This window comes from Rhodospirillaceae bacterium (assembly GCA_018660465.1).
Taxonomy (GTDB): domain Bacteria; phylum Pseudomonadota; class Alphaproteobacteria; order Rhodospirillales; family JABJKH01; genus JABJKH01.
The window spans coordinates 25,437-45,106 of sequence record JABJKH010000103.1 but is presented as its reverse complement, the minus strand read 5'-3'; the positions used below and the strand labels follow the sequence as shown (position 1 = coordinate 45,106).

21 protein-coding genes are annotated in these 19,670 nt (G+C 50.6%); 14 read left to right on the top strand and 7 right to left on the bottom strand.

Annotated elements, in window-relative coordinates; genetic code table 11:
• Nucleotides 1–221: 221 nt before the first annotated feature.
• The 5 genes from HOM51_17820 to HOM51_17800 all read left to right on the top strand — a co-directional run bounded on the left by HOM51_17820 (nt 222) and on the right by HOM51_17800 (nt 4,476).
• Nucleotides 222–779 carry a shikimate kinase gene (locus tag HOM51_17820; GenBank protein MBT5036375.1) on the top strand — a complete coding sequence of 186 codons (558 nt, stop codon included), beginning with the start codon at nt 222–224 and terminating at the stop codon, nt 777–779.
• A gap of 5 nt (nt 780–784) precedes the next feature.
• Entirely contained in the window at nt 785–1,912 is a 1,128-nt protein-coding gene (locus HOM51_17815; protein MBT5036374.1) for a 3-dehydroquinate synthase, read from the top strand.
• A gap of 25 nt (nt 1,913–1,937) precedes the next feature.
• A complete protein-coding gene (locus tag HOM51_17810) occupies nt 1,938–3,239 on the top strand; it encodes an HlyC/CorC family transporter (GenBank protein ID MBT5036373.1) in 1,302 nt (433 codons plus the stop codon).
• Nucleotides 3,240–3,352: 113 nt separating this feature from the next.
• Nucleotides 3,353–3,799 carry a CBS domain-containing protein gene (locus tag HOM51_17805; GenBank protein ID MBT5036372.1) on the top strand — a complete coding sequence of 149 codons (447 nt, stop codon included), beginning with the start codon at nt 3,353–3,355 and terminating at the stop codon, nt 3,797–3,799.
• A 116-nt stretch (nt 3,800–3,915) separates the two neighbouring features.
• Entirely contained in the window at nt 3,916–4,476 is a 561-nt protein-coding gene (locus HOM51_17800) for a DUF2889 domain-containing protein (protein MBT5036371.1), read from the top strand.
• A 32-nt stretch (nt 4,477–4,508) separates the two neighbouring features.
• Here HOM51_17800 and HOM51_17795 read toward each other — a convergent pair whose 3' ends face one another.
• The 3 genes from HOM51_17795 to HOM51_17785 all read right to left on the bottom strand — a co-directional run bounded on the left by HOM51_17795 (nt 4,509) and on the right by HOM51_17785 (nt 7,500).
• A complete protein-coding gene (locus tag HOM51_17795) occupies nt 4,509–4,832 on the bottom strand; it encodes a ribbon-helix-helix domain-containing protein (GenBank protein MBT5036370.1) in 324 nt (107 codons plus the stop codon).
• A 206-nt stretch (nt 4,833–5,038) separates the two neighbouring features.
• Entirely contained in the window at nt 5,039–6,256 is a 1,218-nt protein-coding gene (locus tag HOM51_17790) for a CoA transferase (GenBank protein ID MBT5036369.1), read from the bottom strand.
• The gene (locus HOM51_17785) at nt 6,253–7,500 is read right to left on the bottom strand and encodes a thiolase family protein (protein MBT5036368.1); all 1,248 of its coding nucleotides are present in this window, start codon (nt 7,498–7,500) and stop codon (nt 6,253–6,255) included. The genes HOM51_17790 and HOM51_17785 overlap by 4 nt, the downstream gene beginning before the upstream one ends.
• Nucleotides 7,501–7,658: 158 nt before the next feature.
• Here HOM51_17785 and HOM51_17780 point away from each other — a divergent pair, with 158 nt between their 5' ends.
• From HOM51_17780 to HOM51_17750, 7 genes are all read left to right on the top strand, one after another.
• Complete coding sequence (locus HOM51_17780; GenBank protein ID MBT5036367.1) at nt 7,659–8,549, top strand: polysaccharide deacetylase family protein; 891 nt, start codon at nt 7,659–7,661, stop codon at nt 8,547–8,549.
• A gap of 45 nt (nt 8,550–8,594) precedes the next feature.
• Complete coding sequence (locus HOM51_17775) at nt 8,595–9,176, top strand: J domain-containing protein (GenBank protein ID MBT5036366.1); 582 nt, start codon at nt 8,595–8,597, stop codon at nt 9,174–9,176.
• 96 nt (nt 9,177–9,272) lie between these two features.
• A complete protein-coding gene (gene cobS / locus HOM51_17770; protein ID MBT5036365.1) occupies nt 9,273–10,277 on the top strand; it encodes a cobaltochelatase subunit CobS in 1,005 nt (334 codons plus the stop codon).
• Between the two features lie 9 nt (nt 10,278–10,286).
• Nucleotides 10,287–12,134, top strand: coding sequence for a cobaltochelatase subunit CobT (gene cobT, locus HOM51_17765; GenBank protein MBT5036364.1), 1,848 nt, complete (start codon nt 10,287–10,289; stop codon nt 12,132–12,134).
• A gap of 98 nt (nt 12,135–12,232) precedes the next feature.
• Nucleotides 12,233–13,162, top strand: a complete 930-nt coding sequence (locus HOM51_17760) for an exopolyphosphatase (protein MBT5036363.1) — start codon at nt 12,233–12,235, stop codon at nt 13,160–13,162.
• 46 nt (nt 13,163–13,208) lie between these two features.
• Nucleotides 13,209–13,889, top strand: coding sequence for an ABC transporter substrate-binding protein (locus tag HOM51_17755; GenBank protein MBT5036362.1), 681 nt, complete (start codon nt 13,209–13,211; stop codon nt 13,887–13,889).
• A gap of 194 nt (nt 13,890–14,083) precedes the next feature.
• Nucleotides 14,084–14,671, top strand: coding sequence for an ABC transporter substrate-binding protein (locus HOM51_17750; protein ID MBT5036361.1), 588 nt, complete (start codon nt 14,084–14,086; stop codon nt 14,669–14,671).
• Nucleotides 14,672–14,678: 7 nt separating this feature from the next.
• On the opposite strand, the gene HOM51_17745 is transcribed toward HOM51_17750, so the two are convergent.
• Nucleotides 14,679–15,968, bottom strand: a complete 1,290-nt coding sequence (locus tag HOM51_17745) for a (Fe-S)-binding protein (GenBank protein ID MBT5036360.1) — start codon at nt 15,966–15,968, stop codon at nt 14,679–14,681.
• Nucleotides 15,969–16,144: 176 nt separating this feature from the next.
• On the opposite strand from HOM51_17745, the gene HOM51_17740 reads away from it, so the two are divergent.
• Nucleotides 16,145–16,456 (top strand): hypothetical protein, encoded by a 312-nt coding sequence (locus tag HOM51_17740; GenBank protein MBT5036359.1) that lies wholly within the window; start codon nt 16,145–16,147, stop codon nt 16,454–16,456.
• Between the two features lie 110 nt (nt 16,457–16,566).
• Complete coding sequence (locus HOM51_17735) at nt 16,567–17,382, top strand: ion transporter (protein ID MBT5036358.1); 816 nt, start codon at nt 16,567–16,569, stop codon at nt 17,380–17,382.
• A 10-nt stretch (nt 17,383–17,392) separates the two neighbouring features.
• Here HOM51_17735 and HOM51_17730 read toward each other — a convergent pair whose 3' ends face one another.
• From HOM51_17730 to HOM51_17720, 3 genes are all read right to left on the bottom strand, one after another.
• Nucleotides 17,393–17,872, bottom strand: a complete 480-nt coding sequence (locus HOM51_17730) for a cupin domain-containing protein (protein MBT5036357.1) — start codon at nt 17,870–17,872, stop codon at nt 17,393–17,395.
• A 124-nt stretch (nt 17,873–17,996) separates the two neighbouring features.
• Nucleotides 17,997–18,290, bottom strand: coding sequence for a 50S ribosomal protein L28 (gene rpmB, locus HOM51_17725; GenBank protein ID MBT5036356.1), 294 nt, complete (start codon nt 18,288–18,290; stop codon nt 17,997–17,999).
• Nucleotides 18,291–18,375: 85 nt separating this feature from the next.
• Nucleotides 18,376–19,590, bottom strand: coding sequence for an NADP-dependent isocitrate dehydrogenase (locus HOM51_17720; GenBank protein MBT5036355.1), 1,215 nt, complete (start codon nt 19,588–19,590; stop codon nt 18,376–18,378).
• Nucleotides 19,591–19,670: the final 80 nt, after the last annotated feature.

The following is a 19,670-nucleotide window of genomic DNA, read 5'->3' as shown; positions in this document are numbered from 1 at the left end:
AATTTTAATTCTCTCGCCCCCACATTCCGGATTCACAGGGTTACAGCCCCTTAGACTCTTCGCCCGTAGAACATATGCTAGGGTTCAACTATGGCGAATTTTCGGCAGTGTACCGATAAGAAAGTTTCCTTTCAACGGCAATAGCTTCAGTAAATTATTTAGATTTACCATGGACGCCCTCGAATACGGTCGTTAAACAACTAAGTCATGAGAATTAGGTAATGGCGGAAAAACATAATTCCAATTCCGGTTTAATTATTTTGGTTGGTCTCATGGGGGCTGGCAAGACCAGTGTCGGGCGCAGATTGGCGCAATACTTTGATCAACCCTTCATCGATTCTGACGACGAAATCGTTAAGGCGGCCGGGTGTTCCATCGCAGATATTTTTGAACGTTACGGGGAACAAGAATTCCGCGAAGGGGAACGCAGGGTCATCCTCCGCTTATTGGAAGGTGAATCACAGGTCATCGCCACCGGCGGCGGCGCTTTCATGGATCCTGTAATTCGCGAAAAGATAAAGGAAAAGGGAATTTCGGTTTGGCTGCGCGCCAGTCTGGATATCTTGGTTGATCGGACTTCACACCGTAAACATCGTCCTCTCTTGCTGACCGGCAACCCGAGGGAAACATTGCAAAAATTGATGGATGAACGCTACCCGGTTTACGGCGAGGCCGATATCATTGTAGATACGGGCCCAGAATCATCCGATTATACAGCGAACGAGGTTGTGGAAGCCTTGAAGGCTTTAGATTTAAACGCAGCGAGAAGCACATCGTGACCGATATATCAGATACAAACCACAGCACCTTAAACGTCGATTTAGCGGATCGAAGCTACGATATCTTTATTGGCGAAGACTTGCTGGATCGGGCCGGTGATTTCATGGCCCCGCTCCTAAGCCTCAAAAATGCTGTTATTATAACAGACAGCAATGTCGGCCCGCTTTACCTGACAAGGCTTCAGGCCTCATTAGATGCGGTGGGAATTTCCCACAGTGCGATTGTTCTGCCGGCAGGCGAAGCAACCAAAAGCTTCGCTCATTTGGAACAACTCACGAGCCAATTGCTCTCTACACCAGTCGAACGCAAAACCATGCTGATTGCGCTGGGGGGCGGGGTCATCGGAGACATCACGGGATTTGCTGCGGCGATAACCCTGCGCGGTATGGATTTTGTACAGATTCCTACGACCTTGCTTTCCCAAGTCGATAGTTCGGTTGGGGGGAAGACAGGGATCAACACGCCCCAAGGCAAGAACTTGGTCGGCGCATTTCATCAACCGCGTTTGGTGCTGGCCGACATATCGACCCTTACAAGCCTTCCCCGACGGGAATTTCTTGCCGGCTACGCGGAAGTGGCGAAGTATGGGCTATTGGGAAATTTTGAATTTTTTTCCTGGCTGGAAGAAAACGGTGGAAAAGTTTGCGACGGCGACCCGGATTCGATCCGCCACGCCGTCTTGACCAGTTGCCAGGATAAGGCCCGTGTCGTCGCCGAAGACGAACGTGAATTTGGCAGACGCGCGCTGCTGAACCTGGGACACACTTTTGGTCACTCCCTGGAAGCGCAAATTGGCTACGGCGGTGAGCTTCTGCACGGCGAAGCGGTGGCCATCGGCATGGACATGGCGTTCGAGCTTTCGGTTCGCATGGGTCTGTGTTCTGGTCAAGACAGAGACCGCGCCCGCCGCCATCTTCAAGCCGTGGGTTTGAACTTGGACCTGGATAATCTTGCCGATGATACCTGGACCGCAGATGCGCTTATTGCACACATGCAGACCGACAAGAAAGTCCAAGACGGCAAATTGACCTTTATACTGGCCCACGCCATCGGGGATACGTTCGTGACAAACAACGTTGATCCAGGTTCTGTTCGGGACGTTTTAAAAGACGCCCTTAGAAATTCCTCTTAATCATAACATCGTGTGAGCTAATGCCATGGTAACGACAATCAGCATTATCGTTCTCTTGATTATTCTATCCGCCTTCTTCAGCGGCTCCGAGACGGCCCTAACGGCGGCCTCTCAGCCGCTCATGCATCAGCTTGAACAGGGCGGCAACAAACGTGCGAGCTTGGTTAATCGTCTGCTGACAAAGAAAGAACGGCTGATCGGTAGCATTTTACTAGGTAACAATCTGGTAAATATTCTGGCTACCGCCCTCGCCACCAGCCTTTTCTTTACAATATTCGGCGAAGTCGGTGTGGTTTACGCGACCATCGCGATGACGTTCGTGGTTTTGATATTTGCGGAAATACTCCCGAAGACCTATGCCTTCAATGCCGCCAACCGATCCGCACTGCTGATTGCGCCCATTATTAATGCGCTCGTTTTTGTTCTCTCCCCGATCACACGCAGCATTAATTTTATCTTGAGAGGAATATTTAAAGCGTTCGGTGCAGACCTCAATACGGATGAAGCCCTAGGGTCAACCGCCCAACTTTTGCGCGGAGCCATTGCCTTGCATGAGGGCGAGGAAGAAATCGTTGCCCACGAACGGGCGATGCTTTCAAGCGTGCTCGATTTGGCCGAGGTTGAGGTCGGTGAGATTATGATCCACCGCAGGGATGTCGCAATGATCGACCTCGCTAAAAACCCAGGATCGATTGTCACCGAAGCCTTAGAGAGCCCTTACACCCGGCTGCCAATTTGGCAGGACCAACCCGAGAACATTATCGGCGTGTTGCATGCGAAGGCCCTGCTGCGCGAAGTTTGGTCACCAACGGTCGCGGTTGATCAGTTGAATATTAAGGACATTGCCACGGATCCATGGTTCATTCCGGAAACGACGACCCTGTTGGATCAACTTCAAGCTTTCCGGGATCGCCGCGAACACATTGCCATGGTGGTGGACGAGTACGGCAGCTTCATGGGCGTGGTTACGCTGGAGGATATTTTAGAAGAAATCGTCGGCGATATCAGTGACGAACATGATATTTCCGTTACCGGCGTACATACGCAACCCGATGGAAGTTTTGTGATTCGAGGCGACGTTACGATCAGAGATTTGAACCGCCAGTTCGGCTGGTTGTTGCCTGATGAAGAGGCAGCAACCCTAGCTGGCTTGGTGTTGCACGAATCCCGGCGTATTCCAGATGTTGGCCAAGCCTTTAATTTCCATGATTTCCGGTTCGAGATTTTGCGCCGCAAGGGGCACCAAATAACCTCCGTGCGGGTGACACCCCCGTCATCCTCTGTTGGATCCATTCCTGGGGCCTCTTCAGAACTCTCGGGCACTTGAATTCGTTCTAAAAGTAAAAGAGATATGACTCTTCACATATGCTTCCGAGACAGCTAAACTGAATCTTCGATTAATAATCGTTTTCGTAATTGCTGGTTGAAAAGGAAGTAGAAATGCATCCTCGTATCATTCCCGGCGTCGTGAATAATCAGACGATAAAGAGCATGAGCGCGCAAAACACTGCCCGTGAAGCAGCCCAAGTAATGGTCGATAGCCATATTTCAGCGATTGTCATAACTGACGATAATGGAAATTTGGAAGGAATTGTGACGGAGCGCGACATGGTCCACCGTGTTCTGGTGACAAATATACATGCTGATGAACTAAAATTGGGTGATATTATGACTGCAAACCCATTGACAGTATCGCCAGACGATTCGGCCATGGATGCTTTGGAACTCATGCGTGAGCGTAAGTTTCGCCATCTGCCTGTGGCTGAAAACGGTAAGGTTGTTGGAATGGTCTCAATTCGAGACCTTTACGATGCTGCAAAAGCAGAACTAGAAGAGAATGTTCGGGAAACCGAAGCCTTTGTCTTCGGTGACCGCTACGGCGCATAAAACGGCGTCGAGTTGTTAGTGGGGCACAACCTGATTACGTGACTGTTGGGTACGCTTGATTACTTTTTGGGCGTGGTTGGTTGTCTGCGTCTTTTTGAAACTTAACGAGGATTACCATGCCATTATCGAAACCCGTCCGCCGCTCCCTTCAGCACACCCGTGAAATTTATTGTCGAGGATATGAACGCGAGGACGGAATGTGGGACATTGAGGGAACACTTGTTGATTCCCGAACCTATCCGTTTAAAAACACCGACCGCGACTATATTAGCGCCGGTGAGCCTCTCCACGATATGAAGATCAGGCTGACTGTTGATGAGGACCTGAAAATTCATCGTGCGGAAGCATGTACAGATCAATCCCCTTACAACATGTGCCCCGATATCACGCCGGCTTATTCGTGTCTGGAAGGGCTGAGTATTAAACCGGGTTGGCGACGCGCCGTGCGTGAACGCCTAAGCGGAACCAAAGGATGTACGCATTTGAGCGATATGTTATTGGGTCCGCTTGCTGTAGCTGCGTTTCATACGGTTTCAGCAGCTCGTCGGAAAAGATATCAAGTGGAAAGCGGAGCCGACAATAAACCGCCGATGTTAAACACCTGCCACACCTACGCGGCCAACAGCCCGGTCGTAAAGCGCGCCTGGCCTGATTTTCATGAAGATGGTCGAGAGTGATTCAACTAATCTTAAAAAATAATTGTCGCGAACTAGGCTGCTTTACTCAGTTTTGACAACGAAATTGCGCGCTTTTTTCTTGGCTTCGTGCCAATCTCAGACGCAAGCTTTCCATGTCCCGCCTTAAAATGCCCCTCATCAGTGGAAGCATTTCTGAAGTAGGCGACAATAAAGGCCCGAATGGCCGAGGTCCGACTAGAACGTCCGCGACGGCCGTCAATCAGCGTGCAAAGCTCGTGAACCGTGAGGTTTTCATGACCGCAAATTTCGCCCACCGCTTCCCAAATCTCATTCTCAAGCCTTAAGCTTGTCCGGCGACCGTTAATAGTCACGTTTCGACTGATCAGACCTTGCATCATGGTTTACTCCCCACTGAGGTGGCTCCCAGAACTAACGTGCCAACGCACACGCAGAATTACATATCTCACGTCGCGTGTCAACGGAATACTGTATTACCGTAAATTGTATTACAACACATGCGTGATTGTCTTATGAAGAACTTCTAAAATGCTGAAACAAAGCCAGATTTAGAATCACAAGTACACGGGAGAAAATCTCAGGCTTATTCTTGAACAGTTCCCGTGCCGATCAATTGATTAATTTGAGCGTCTGCATACCCAAGCGTTTCAAGCAGAATTTCTCGAGTATGCCCGCCGAGGGCTGGCGCAGGCTCTGTGGGAATGTCAGGTGCCGCTGACAGATGCGGTGCGGTGCGGGCGAATTTATAGTCCCCAACATCAGGGTCATTGATTTCCACCAAGGCGCCCCTGGCTTCAAGCTGCGGGCATTCAAATAAATCTTCGGCGGTCTGAACAGGTGCGGCAGCCAGTCCCGCTGCATTGAGCATGGTCACAGCTTCATCGCGCGTAAATTCAGCCAAAGAATCATTAATCACGGCATCAACAAAGTCTCTATTTTCAAAGCGAGCATGAACATTTTTCGTGCGCTCATCGTCAAGCAGGTCAGGCCTGTTCAACGCCTGGCATAATCGCTCCCACATAGCCTCGTTGGGAACGGTCAAAGCAATGTAGCCGTCCTTGGCCATATAGGCTCCCTTAGGATAAATATTGAGCTGGCGTCCCCGGTGAACAGATTGACCGGCGACAGAAAACAGCTTCACCATGCCTGCATTCATTGCCAGTAAGCTATCATACATGGCGGTGTCTACGTATTGGCCCTCGCCGGTTCGCTCGCGCATATAAAGTGCTTGAGTGATGCCCCATGCAGCGGTCATACCAGAAATGATATCGGCCATACCGTGCACGGTTGTTGACGGCGGCTTGTCCTCAAAACCGATTCCGTGCATCAAGCCGCTCATCGCTTCGGCGACAATATCGAACGCAGGTCGGTCGCTGAAGGGACCCTGATAGCCTTCCAATCGGCCAAAGCCGGAAATAGAGGCATAGATCAAACGCGGGTTGATTACCTTCAAGTCCTCGTAGCCAAGTCCCATCCGATCCATGCCGCCGGGGCGTACGTTCTCCAACACGACGTCAGATTTGGCTGCCAGTTCCTTAAAGATTCCGCGGCCTTCTTCGCCACTAAGGTCCAGCACAATGCTTTTCTTGTTGCGGTTATAGGCCATGAAACCAGCGGCCTTTTTAACACCATCCTTTTCCGCATACGGTGGCATGCCGCGTCTCGGATCACCAATAACAGGGCGTTCGACTTTAATGACTTCCGCACCGGCATCGGCCAGCATCAAGGTGCAATATGGTCCAGCCATAAAGACTTCATTAGCCAGGACGCGGACACCGGATAGAGGACGGTCAGCGCTCATTCGCCAATCCACTCAACGACAGTAGAAACCCCCATACCAACGCCAACGCAAAGCGTTGCGAGACCGTAATAAGGTTCCTGCTGTTCCTTCGCCCGGCGTTTCATTTCATGCAGAAGCGTAACGAGTATCCTGGCCCCTGAGCACCCTGTTGGGTGACCAAGCGCAATCGCGCCGCCATTCACGTTGGTGATTTCATGTTTGAGGCCCAGCTTTCGAATACACGCCAGACTCTGCGCTGCAAAGGCTTCGTTCAATTCTATAAGGCCAATATCAGAAAGCGAAAGCCCTAGGCGCTTGAGAAGCTTCTCCGTAGAGGGTACGGGGCCATAACCCATAACTCCGGGATCAACCCCGGCGACGGCAGAACCTATCCAACGCGCCATGGGTTTAAGCCCAAGCTCATTGGCCTTTTCAGCACTCATCACTAATAGGGCAGCCGCACCATCATTGATGCCGCTGGAATTACCCGCTGTCACCGTGCCGCCTTTTCGAAATGCCGCTGGGAGCTTGCCTAGACCCTCCAGATCGGTGTCGACTTCAAACTCTCCATCGACCTGGCGATAGCGTGGATGCTCGTCCGTATCTATAACAATCTCCGCTCCTCGGCGTCCCTGCGTCGTTACCGGAACGATCTCATCTTTGAAGTGACCGGCGTTTATGGCTGCCACGGTCCGGCGCTGACTCTCTATCGCAAACTCATCCTGTTCACCGCGCGTGATTTGCATCTGATCGGCAATGATCTCCGCTGACTCGCCAAGGCTAACAATGGGATACATCTCATCCATCTTAGGATTGTTGTAGCGCCAGCCAACGGTGGTGTCGTGCATTACCGGGGGCATTGTGGTCGGCACACGGGTCGGCTTTGGCACGCTCCAGGGGGCGCGGCTCATGGATTCCACACCACTGGCGATGAAAACATCACCTTCCTCAGCGATAATTGATTTGGCGGCCTGGTTTACAGCCTCCAGTGCAGAAGCGCAGTTGCGGTTGAGAGTGACGCCAGAGACCTCGACAGGAAACCCTGCCAGCAACGACGCCATCCGTGCGACATCTCTGTTATCCTCGCCGCCCTGATTGCCACAACCGGCATAGACATCTTCCACTAACGCCGGATCGATGCCTGTTTTATCTACTAAGCCTTTGAGAGCAACCGCCAACAGATCGTCTGGTCTGACACCTGAGAGCCCGCCACCAAACTTGCCAATGGGCGTCCGCACGCCATCGATAATGACTACTTCCCGCATGATTTGAGTACCACCTAGAATTCAAATTTCACAATCGCCTATTTATTGCGGCTTTACAGCGAGAGTGAAAGGAAAATTCGGTAACGAGAAGCCCTAATTAGAAGCATTGACGTTCGACAATAGAAAAGTACCCTATGACAAAATTTGAATTATAAATTCTGGAGTCCGTAAGAATGTCGACTAACCTAAAAGACCGCATCACCTACGATCCGATTGAGCATCGCAAAAAGCTTAAATTGCCCGGCGGTGCCCGAGTGGCCGTTTGGACAGTGGTTACGGTAGAAGTATGGGACCCGTCAGGTCCATTGCCGCGTCAGGTGCTTTCTGCACCGGGCGGCCAACGCTGGCAGCCGGATGTGCCGAACTGGTGCTGGTCTGAATACGGGGCTCGGGTCGCGTTTTGGCGGATGAAACGGATTTTGGACGAATTCAACATCAAGGCAACCCTGTGTATCAATGGCTCGGTCTGTGACCACTACCCCCAAATTATTGACGCTGCCATCGAATCAGACTGGGAGTTCATGGGACACAACATCGTCCAAAAGCCCATGCATATGATGGACGACGAACGCCAAGCTATCTTTGATACGGCAAAAATCATCCAAGAAAGAACCGGCAAGAAACTTCGCGGTTGGATGGGGCCGGGCCTCACCGAAACTGACGACACGCCAGATTATTTGACTGAAGCCGGCATGGATTACACGACGGATTGGGTGATCGACGATCAACCCTGCCCCATCGAAACCAAGAACGGTACGCTGTATTCGATTCCCTATTCGGTCGAAACCAATGATGTGGTGATGAGTGCCATACAGACCCAGCCATCGTCGGAAATTTACGATCGCATCATGGACCAGTTTGAATGCTTTTATGAAGAAGGCGAAGAACAGCCCCGCGTGTTGTCTGTGTGCTCGCACCCCTATCTTTCCGGTGTGCCGCACAGGATCAAATATTTCCGCAAGATCTACGAAGAACTAACGAAGAAGCAGGACGTGGTTTTTTGGACCGGAGATCAGATTATTGACTGGTATAAGGACGCGGTTAGATAGGCACCTAGCTTGCAAAAAGCGGCCTCAATCGCCATAGTTACAACCATGTTTCATACCAACACCAAAAGGGCGAGGAAGCTAGGCGGAGAGCAGGACGTAGAGCCTCGCGCTTGCGACTGGCCCGGGTGTGACGACCAGGAAGGCGGCGTTTTCAAAGCCCCGAAGTCACCTCAGAACCTGAAAAGCTACCGCTGGTTTTGTCTGGATCATGTGCGTGAGTACAACAAGTCCTGGAATTATTATACAAACATGGACGATAATGAAGTCGAGACAGATCGCCGACACGATACAGTTTGGCATCGTCCTTCTTGGCCGCTGGGTGCCAATGGCGCAGCCTTTGGATATTCCAAGCGACAGTTCAACGACGCATTTGGGGTGTTTGACGATGATGATACACCTGACCCGCATCATCAGAAACCTGCGTTTCGTGCAACCACCCCTGAAGGCAAGGCTTTGCAAATTTTAGACTTGCAGCCGCCGCTCACGACAGAAATAGTTAGAGCCAGATATAAGGAACTTGTAAAACGTCATCACCCGGATGCTAATGATGGCGATAAAGCATCAGAAGAGAAATTTAAGCAAATTAGCCAAGCCTATCAGACCATCATGACTGTTCTTGCCCCTTGACGGGAGCGGCTTTGTCGTTTTTAAGGCCTCAAGAGACCTTTAAATAGACGAGACGCCCTTTAGCCTGAAACCTAGAGATCACTGGAAACACGACCTATGACTGCACTTGCCACAAAAGAATCGGAGACGACATTTCCCCTCAATGCTCCGGATATCACCGTTTCCGTCCGCGAAACATTTGGGATCGATAGCGACTTGGACGTCCCCGCCTTTAGTGTGGGCGAAGACCACGTCCCTGAAATTGACAAGACGTACCGGTTCGACCACGACACGACTCTCGCAATTCTTGCCGGATTTGCGCACAATCGACGGGTTATGATCCAGGGTTATCATGGCACTGGCAAATCAACACACATCGAACAAGTCGCGGCGCGTCTCAACTGGCCGTGCATTCGGATCAACTTGGACAGCCATATCAGCCGGATCGATTTGGTTGGTAAGGATGCCATCGCGCTGAAGGATGGCAAGCAAGTTACTGAGTTCCGCGAAGGCATCCTGCCTTGGGCATTACAGCACCCTACCGCCATTGTTTTTGATGAATATGACGCCGGACGGCCGGATGTCATGTTTGTTATTCAGCGGGTTCTGGAAGTCGATGGCAAGCTTACCCTTCTCGATCAAAACAGAGTCATGACACCACACCCATATTTTCGCCTATTTTCCACTACCAACACGGTGGGCTTGGGCGATACGACTGGGCTTTACCACGGCACACAGCAAATCAACCAAGGTCAAATGGACCGTTGGAACATTGTTTCCACGCTGAACTACCTACCCCATGATGCAGAGCAAGAAATCGTGCTTTCCAAGGTGCCTGACTACGCCAGCAAACAGGACCAAGAACTTGTTGGATCCATGGTTGAATTGGCTGACCTCACCAGGGATGGCTTCATGAACGGTGATATCTCAACCGTCATGTCGCCCCGTACAGTCATTACCTGGGCAGAAAACGCCAAAATCTTCGGTGATTTAGGTGTCGCGTTCCGGCTGACATTCCTGAACAAGTGTGATGAGATGGAGCGCCCTGTGGTTGCTGAATACTATCAACGCTGCTTTGGTGATGAACTCCCTGAATCGGCCGCCAAGCCGGTTTTGGCGTAACCAAGTCAAATGTCCTCGGACAGTAGCGAAACAACTCACGACCTGGTCAAGCGGGTCACGGCTGCGGCCTATCGCGCTGTATCCGGGACGCGTGAAGAGTCCGTTACCTTCAGCAATGGCCCCGCCGGTGTAACCGGAGAGATCATTCATCTGCCAATGCCATCGCGCCAGTTCTCGCTGGGAGAGATGATGCGCCTGAGAGGTGCATCCGACGCGCTTGCTCTCAAGCAACGCCACCACGACGACGCGCTCCACGCAAAAAACATGCCCCAAGGCCAGATTGCCCGAGAAGTTTACAACCAAGTAGAACAGGCCCGGGTCGAATCCATCGGTGCAAACCGAATGGTCGGTGTCGAAGACAACCTAACGGCTTTGTTGCTGGAAAAAAGCCAAAGCTATATGGCCATCGCCGAGCCGGAAGACGCGCCCTTGGCCGATGTTATTTCCCTTCGAGTTCGTGAGATATTAACGGGGAACCCCCTGCCATCGTCGGCCAAACGCCTGGTCGACCTTTGGCGCGAGCACTTAGATGACGTTGCGGGTCAAAAATTCGAAGGGCTTGCGGACGTCATAAACGATCAACAGGCATTCTCTGACAGGCTTGTCGACCTGATAGACACCTTGGACGTGGTCCCCAACGCAGAAGACGACCAGGATGAAACGTCTCAAGACGATCAAACAGAAGACCCGGACGAAGAAAACAAAGCTGACGAGCAACAACAATCCATGGATGACGAAGAGTCCCAATCCGGCATGGATGGCGAAGGCGATCAAGACGGCGACACGGATGAGATGTCCATGGGCCTGGAAGATATGTTGATGGACGAAGGCGAAGAGCCAGCGGGGCCGACGATGCCTCAGTCCAATTGGTCAGAAAATGATCTTATTGGGTCCGGATACCGAGTCTATTCCACCGCGTTCGATGAAATTGTCGATGCCGACACCCTTTGTGAGCCCGACGAGTTGGAGCGACTCCGTAAACAGTTGGACCAACAATTATCCCAATTGCAAGGTGTTGTAACCCGGCTGGCCAACCGCCTGCAACGACGGCTCATGGCGAAACAAACCCGGTCCTGGGAATTTGATCTGGAAGAAGGCGTTCTTGATGCGGGTCGATTGTCTCGGGTGGTTACAGATCCCCAGCACCCGCTATCCTTCAAAATTGAAACCGAAACCAATTTCAGGGATACAGTCGTATCCCTGTTAATCGATAATTCTGGTTCCATGCGGGGGCGTCCTATCACGGTCGCCGCGATTAGTGCGGAAATTTTGGCGCGCACCTTGGAAAGATGCGGCGTGAAGGTCGAAGTTCTAGGCTTCACGACGAAGGCCTGGAAAGGCGGCGCCTCCCGCGAACAATGGGTCGATCACGGAAAATCTGAAAATCCAGGCCGACTCAACGATATTCGCCATATCATATATAAGGCGGCAGACAGTCCGTGGCGTCGGTCGCGCAAGAATCTGGGGCTGATGCTACGCGAAGGCCTGTTGAAAGAGAATATCGATGGCGAAGCTCTGCTTTGGGCGCACAACCGCTTACTGGCACGCCCAGAAGAACGCCGCATATTAATGGTAATCTCCGATGGCGCGCCAGTTGACGATGCGACACTTTCGACAAACCCGGGCAATTATCTTGAAAGACACCTGCGTCAGGTCATCGAGTGGATCGAAACCCGCTCAAACGTTGAGTTAACCGCGATCGGGATTGGCCACGACGTCACCCGTTACTATCGCCGCGCCGTCACGATAACGGATGCTGAGGAACTTGGCGGTACAATGATGCAGAACCTTGCGGACTTATTCGATGAAGATTACAACAATTCATCACGGCGATCCGGAAGGGCTGGAGGCCGTTAATTTTTATAAGTTGAATTTAAACTCTCAATAGGGCTTTATTCCGAGGGTGCCAAAGGGTTACTCTTTGAGAGCGTCGCATTTAAGGCTAAGATATATAGATGGCTGATAAAAAATACAGACTGGTCACGCGAGCCGATTTTGACGGTGTTGTTGCTGGTGGCCTGCTAATTGAAATGGATATGATCGACGACATCTTGTTCGCCGAACCCAAGGATATGCAGGACGGCAAGGTCGAAATTACATCGAACGATATCACGACTAATTTACCTTACGTTGACGGGGTTCATCTTTGTTTTGACCACCATATCAGTGAGACAAAAAGGGTCGGCGACCGGGAGAATCATATCATTATCGGCGATGCACCTTCGGCAGCCCGTGTGGTCTATGAACATTTTGGCGGTCAGAAAAAATTCCCGGGTATTTCACTCGATTTGATGGACGCGGTCGATAAAGCCGATTCTGCACAATACACCGAAGAAGATATTCTGGCGCCTGATCCATGGACCCTTGTTAACTTCATGCTTGATCCGCGCACGGGGCTGAGCAGATTTGGTAACTTTGTCATATCCAATGAACAGTTGATGAAAGATATGATGGTCTATTGCCGTCATCATCCGGTAGATGAAATCTTGGAAATTCCAGATGTAGAAGAGCGCCTGCATCTTTATCTGGAACATGAAGAATCGTCGGAACAGCAACTTCGCAGCTGTACCAAAATGGAAGGCAAGGTCGCGGTACTTGACCTTCGCAATGAAGACCCCATTTTTTGCTGCAACCGCTTCACGGTCTATGCACTGTTCCCAGAATGTAACGTTTCGATCCAAGTCCTACCGAACCAAGACGGCTCTAAAATTGTCCTTGCGGTCGGTAAATCAATTTTAAATAGGACATCTGATGTCAATATTGGCATGTTGATGCTGGAATTTGGGGGTGGCGGCCATGCGTCGGCTGGAACCTGCCAAATTGCGCCAGATAAGGCTGACGGCGTGCTTCGGGAAATTGTTCAGCGCTTGCAAGAGAATACGTAAGCCTCGTCGTTTTTTTTAATGCGGCTCACAGAAATTGGAGGCCGGTATGCGCTTCAATTCAATTCTGAGCATTACGCTGGTACTGGCGGGATTTATCCTGAGCGGTTGTATGCGGCCATCGGAAGTAAGACCTCAATCTTACCTTCCCCCACCAGAAAACACCCTTAATGATCTGATCAATTTTGAAACTGCGTCCGGTCCCGAGCAAATACACCCGGCGGCGCAGCGAATCGAACAGCTCAGCCGCGAAGTTATCGCCATCCTTTCAAATCCCTCGATCTCTAAAGATCAAAAAGAGGCCCATTTCAGTAAGCTGTTGGCTCGTGATCTCGACATCCCCTTAATTGGGCGATTTGTTATGGGCAGGCACTGGCGGCGCGCCAATCGGAAACAACGCCAAAGCTACATGAAGGTTTTTCGGAATTACGTCATTCATACTTATTCCGTCCGCTTAGGCGGTGCCGAGGTTGATAAGTTCGAGGTCGTCAATTCGAAAGTCATTGGAAAGAAAGACATTTTAGTCATTTCCAATGTTTCTAAGGCACGTAAAAAGCCGGTACGGGCTAATTGGCGGCTGCGTCGGCGTAACGGTGCCTACCTAATTCTTGATCTTTCTGTCGAAGGAATCAGTATGGCCTTAACCCTTCGCCAGGAGTTTAGTGCCATCCTCAAACGAAAGGGTGGCCTTACCACACTGATTAACATGCTAAAAAAACGAAACGCTTGATTTTGTTTTAATCGCACCCTATATCGCGTCCCTATACGGGGCGTTTTTTTTGCCCGGCCCTGTGACTCCGGTCACATCAAGAATATTTGAAATTTGGTACCTTTGGATTGCACTCCGAAGTCTGGATTGATTTTCGGTTGGTGTGCTTTTCTCGTGGATGAATAAGAAGAAGTTCTACAAAAGGCGATAATTAAATGAGACCCGTTACAGTATTTTTTCTGAGCTTATTTGTTTTTGTCGGCATGACCGGAACGGTTATGGCTGACAATCCTGCGGCTCAGCGCATTCATAAACTCGGCCAGGAAGTTTTGGCTGTTATGGCTGATCCGTCTATTTCGAAAGACCAGCGCACAGCCCATTTTGGTGGCCTCCTTGCCCGTGACTTAGACATCCCGGTTATCGGCAGGTTCGTCCTCGGCCGATATTGGCGGAAAGCAAGCCGCAACCAACGGATAACCTACTTGCGGGCCTTCAAGGGTTATGTGATCCGCACGTACTCAAATCGTTTAGGTGGTGCCGATTTAAGCCAATTTAAGGTGACCAGCGTAAGGCCTGTGGGCAAGCGTGATATTCTCGTTAGGACCCAGATATCCCGACCCAAGGCGGGCGCGGTTTTTGCCGACTGGCGGGTACGAGAGCGCAAGGGTGCATACAAAATTCTCGACCTCTTCATCGAAGGTGTCAGTATGTCCATGACATTGCGCCAAGAATTCAGTGCTGTTCTGCGCCATAAAGGCGGCATCAAGGGCTTGATTGCCATGCTGAACAGTCGCGCGACCTAACGAGGGCTTAGCGTCCCAATATCCACTGATTTTCGATAACGTCCCGGACTTCGTCCGGGGCCAAGCCATTTGCATCCGCAAGGTCCTGGGTTTCAGCAATTACTACATCTGCGTCCTGGCTCATGCGATAGCGTTTAAAGATATCCGGCCGGTGAATCCCCATGCTTTCGCCGATTATCTCGAGAAAATTAACGACCTCAAACGGCCAGTCATTCTCATGCGAACAGAGTTCCCGATGACAGACGTGGTATACACCTGCCAGCGTTGTAACACCTAAATCCGCCGCAGCCTGTAATTGTCCTGCGTGTAATTCTTTCTTGTAGTCTGGCATCGCCTTCAGGCCCGTACAAGAATAGCCAATGATGGGTTGTTCCAAATTCACGTATTCAACCCCGGGAACTGCCTCTAATAGCTTTATCGCAGTCTTATTTACCTCTTCCACGCTTGAATGTTCGTGCAAGCCCACGCGCTTATTAACCGGCCTGGTCATGAGCGCCTTAAGATCATCAATACGGCTTTCCAGAAAACTGACAAACATGGTCAGATCAAACCCGGTATTCGACGGGTCGGCACTCGGCATCGCGAATTCGTCCATCTGGATCATGCATGACGGGCACCAGGATAATACCTTGCCAGTCTTGGTGGCGGAAAATTTGCTCAGCGTACTCTCTCCCATACGGCCAGAATTCGCCGTATCGCCGGTCCGAAGCTGAATGACGCCACAGCAATGTGACGGTCCTCCCATGACCCGATAGCTCACGCCTAACGCGTCCATGATGTCCAAGGCCAACAGAGCGATATGTGGGGTCCTGAGAACGTTACAGCCGGTATAGAACACGACATCAGGCGTCTCTTGCCCGTCGTCAGCATCAGGAAGCTGCCCCAACTGCAGGAGAAGGTCTGGCGGTAATTGAAGGCGTGATAGAACCTTTACGCCCTGACTCATATCTTGGAAGGCTTTAACACTAGACCGACGCGATGCTTCGTCGCCTGCCCGCTTACCAATCTGTGCGCGCACCAACGATAACATAAAGCGTGGATTAACGCCGTCTTCGCAGGCCCGAATACAAGCCCCACTTAGCGAACACTTGGTGGCCCAGCGTTCCGCCGCTACACTGCCCTTGCCCCCACCAAGAATATCCAATGTGGCTTTTATCACTGCCTTCGAATCCGTAACATCCACATCAGCCGCTTCCGTCATAGGACAAACGTCAACGCATTTTCCGCAGCGGGTACAACGATCAAAGATGTCTTGGGTACGCTGCTCCAGGCCTTCTAAAAATGCGGTGGTTGTCATGATATTTATATTTCCAATGAGACTCGGTTAAACCCACCCTAAATTGCGGCTCAATGTTTTGCAATTTTCAACATTTGAACAATTATTATGGAAAATTTAACGCTTCGTGTTTTAGGATAAAGACGTAGAGAGACCCTCAAGAAATGAGGGGAAAAGTGTCCAGAAAGGAGACAGCTATGAAGTTCTTAAAATCAATATTCGTCGGCGCGTTATTGGTCGCCACGGTTTCTAATTCGGCAAAATCTGCGCAGCCTCCCCAGACTTTTTGTGATGAACGCGTTAAGGTTATCGCTGCATTGGAAAAAATGTATCAGGAGCAGCCGGTTTCTATGGGGCTTACAAATTCAGGCTCGATGATTGAAGTTTTTAAGTCATCCAAAGGATCTTGGTCTATCGTCGCAACTCAGCCTTCCGGTACGACCTGTTTAATTGCTGCCGGTGAGCACTGGGAGAATGTGGCAGCGCGATCAGCCGGTATGGAGATGTAAGGCAGACCTAGATTTCATGAAAAATTCTCTGTCGGTGTATTGCTCTGAAGAAAATTTTCACTATCTTCTCAGGCGGGACAACCGATCAATAACAGCTATATTGTATTTACATGAAAATTCGCGAGCGCATCTGCAACCTGGTTGAAGGGGACATCTTTCAACGGTTTATTACCGCCCTTATCGTTTTAAACGCGATTACCCTGGGTCTTGAAACGGTGCCCGACGTAACGAACCCCTATGGTGCCCTGCTGCACAAATTCGACGTTTTCGTATTGACGATGTTTACCATCGAAATCCTGGCGAAACTTCAGTACCGCGGAATAGGTTTTTTCAAAAACGGCTGGAATGTTTTCGACTTCGTGATTGTCAGCATTGCTTTATTGCCATCAACAAGCGGGCTTTCGGTCCTGCGCGCCCTCCGAATCCTTAGAACCCTTCGCCTTATTTCAGTCGTGCCGCAAATGCGTCGGGTCGTTCAGGCTCTCATCACCGCCATCCCCGGGATGCTGAGTGTTGGGGCTATCATTTTGCTGGTATTCTATATCGGTGCGGTTCTTACAACGAATTTATACGGCACTTCGCACCCGCAATGGTTCGGCACCATTGGCGAAAGCATGTATTCGCTGTTTCAGATCATGACCTTGGAAAGCTGGTCGATGGGAATTGTTCGTCCTGTGATGGAGGTCCACCCCTCGGCTTGGGTATTCTTTGTGCCGTTTATCCTGATTACCAGCTTTGCCATTCTAAATTTGTTCATCGGCATCATCGTCGACGCTATGCAGACCCAACATATGGAAGAAGAAGAGGTCATCCATCGAGAAGTCGACAGCGTACACGAAGACACAGAAGCGATCCGTCAGGAATTAACCGCGGTGCGCCAGGAACTTGCCATCGTTCGGCGATTGCTGGAAGAAAAATCTAAATAGGCCGAGGGCGCTAGCCCAGCACAGTCCCTTGGCTCGCATCATCCATCATGATGGTGTCGTGAGTACGGGATAGGGCTGCGGTAAATTCCGGGTCCTTGGCTTCCTCAGGTGTTAGGGCATGAACCGCGGCAAATAAATTTTCCAAACCGGCCTTGCAATAGATCATCAGCATTTTCATGCCATCGTCTGAAGTGATCTTATGAGGCACACCGGGGGGCACATGAATGCTGGATCCCGCTTTGGCGGCAAAAGATTTCCCATCGACAATAAATTCGGCGCTGCCTTCGACGATATAAAACGTCTGTGATCGAGTATCATGTCGATGCAGGCGGGAAACAAAACCCGGTTTACAAACTTCCTCAATAAGCTCAAAAGTCCCACCGGAATCTTCGGCCCGAACCTTCACGTAAACTTCGTTAAATCCGGCAGGGTAAAAATTTCCCTCTCCCGGCCCTGTCGTACTAATTTTTTGTACAGTTTCGTCGGTCATTTAATTTCCCCTAAAATTTACATCGTTAATTTATTTTGCAGATAATTGGTTTACAATAGCAACCACGAAAAAACCCGCCGGATAGGCGGGTTTTAAAATTACGTTTATTTAAAGATCAGGTCCGTTAGGCGGCTTTCGAAGCCAATGCCTTCTTGATCCGCTTTTTCAAACGCAAACCCTCAGGCGCCAAATTTTTATCGGCGGCATCCAAAAGGTAGGCATCTAATCCACCACTGTGCTCAATGGAACGAATGGCCGATGTGCTCAGGCGCAAGCGCACCGAGCTATCAAGCGCTTCGCTCAGAACCGAAATGGTCTGAATGTTAGGCAAATAGCGCCGCCGAGTTTTATTATGAGCATGGCTCACATTATTGCCCGATAGAACGCCCTTGCCGGTGATATCACAACGTCTTGCCATTGATCTTGTCCTCTTAATTCGAAGGCCGGGTTTTAGGCTACGCGGCCCCTGACGTCAAGCACCAAAGCTGATATTTAGCCTGCATTTAGTCCATGGCCGCTTGCAGACCCTCATCCAGCTTGGCAAGAAACTTCTGGGTTGTCAGCCAACCTTGGTCAGGGCCGATAAGAATTGCCAAATCTTTCGTCATGTCGCCTGACTCAACGGTGTTAATACAGACTTTTTCAAGGGTCTCGGCGAAGTTCATAACCTCAGGGGTCTCGTCAAACTTGCCGCGGTAATACAAAGCCCGCGTCCAAGCAAAAATGGAAGCAATAGGGTTGGTCGAAGTTTCTTTGCCTTCTTGATGCAGGCGGTAATGGCGGGTAACGGTGCCGTGCGCTGCTTCCGCTTCAATCGTCTTACCATCTGGCGTCATAAGTACCGATGACATCATGCCGAGCGACCCGAACCCTTGGGCTGCTGTATCAGACTGAACGTCGCCGTCATAGTTCTTCGCCGCCCAAACGAACTCACCCGACCATTTTAGGGCAGACGCAACCATATCATCGATCAAACGATGTTCGTAGAAGATGTCCTTGGCTTTAAAAGCATCTTCGAATTCTTGCTCAAATACTTCTTGGAACAAATCGCGGAAGCGCCCGTCATATTGTTTAAGGATCGTATCCTTGTGCGACAAAAAGACAGGCCAACCGCGATCAAGGCCGTAATTAAAGCTGGATCGGGCGAATCCTCGGATGCTCTCATCGACGTTATACATGCAAAGCGCTACGCCGCCGCCATCCTGAAAATTATAGACCTCACGCTCAATGACCTGGCCGTCTTCGCCTTCAAACTTCATGGTCAGCTTGCCGTTACCGGGAACGACAATATCTGTCGCTGCGTATTGATCTCCGAAAGCATGACGACCGATGACATACGGGCTGGTCCAGCCCGGCACCAAACGGGGGACATTTTTACAAACGATTGGCTCACGGAAGATCGTGCCACCGATGATGTTCCTAAGCGTTCCATTCGGCGAACGCCACATTTTTTTCAAGCCAAATTCCTCGACCCGAGCCGCCGTCGGCGTGATGGTCGCGCACTTAACGCCGACCCCATGTTCTTTGATCGCGTTGGCTGCATCAACGGTGATTTGATCATCGGTCTCGTCCCGATTTTGAACATTGAGATCATAATATCTCAAATCAATATCCAAATAGGGCAGGACAAGTTTGTCCTTGATGAATTGCCAGATGATTCGAGTCATCTCGTCACCATCGAGTTCAACGACAGGATTTTGAACTTTAATTTTTGCCATCGGGTATTTTTCCGAAAAATAAAAGACGGGAATTGAATCACCGTGCTTTAAGCAAACGCCGCCTGATGTGCAACCTTCAA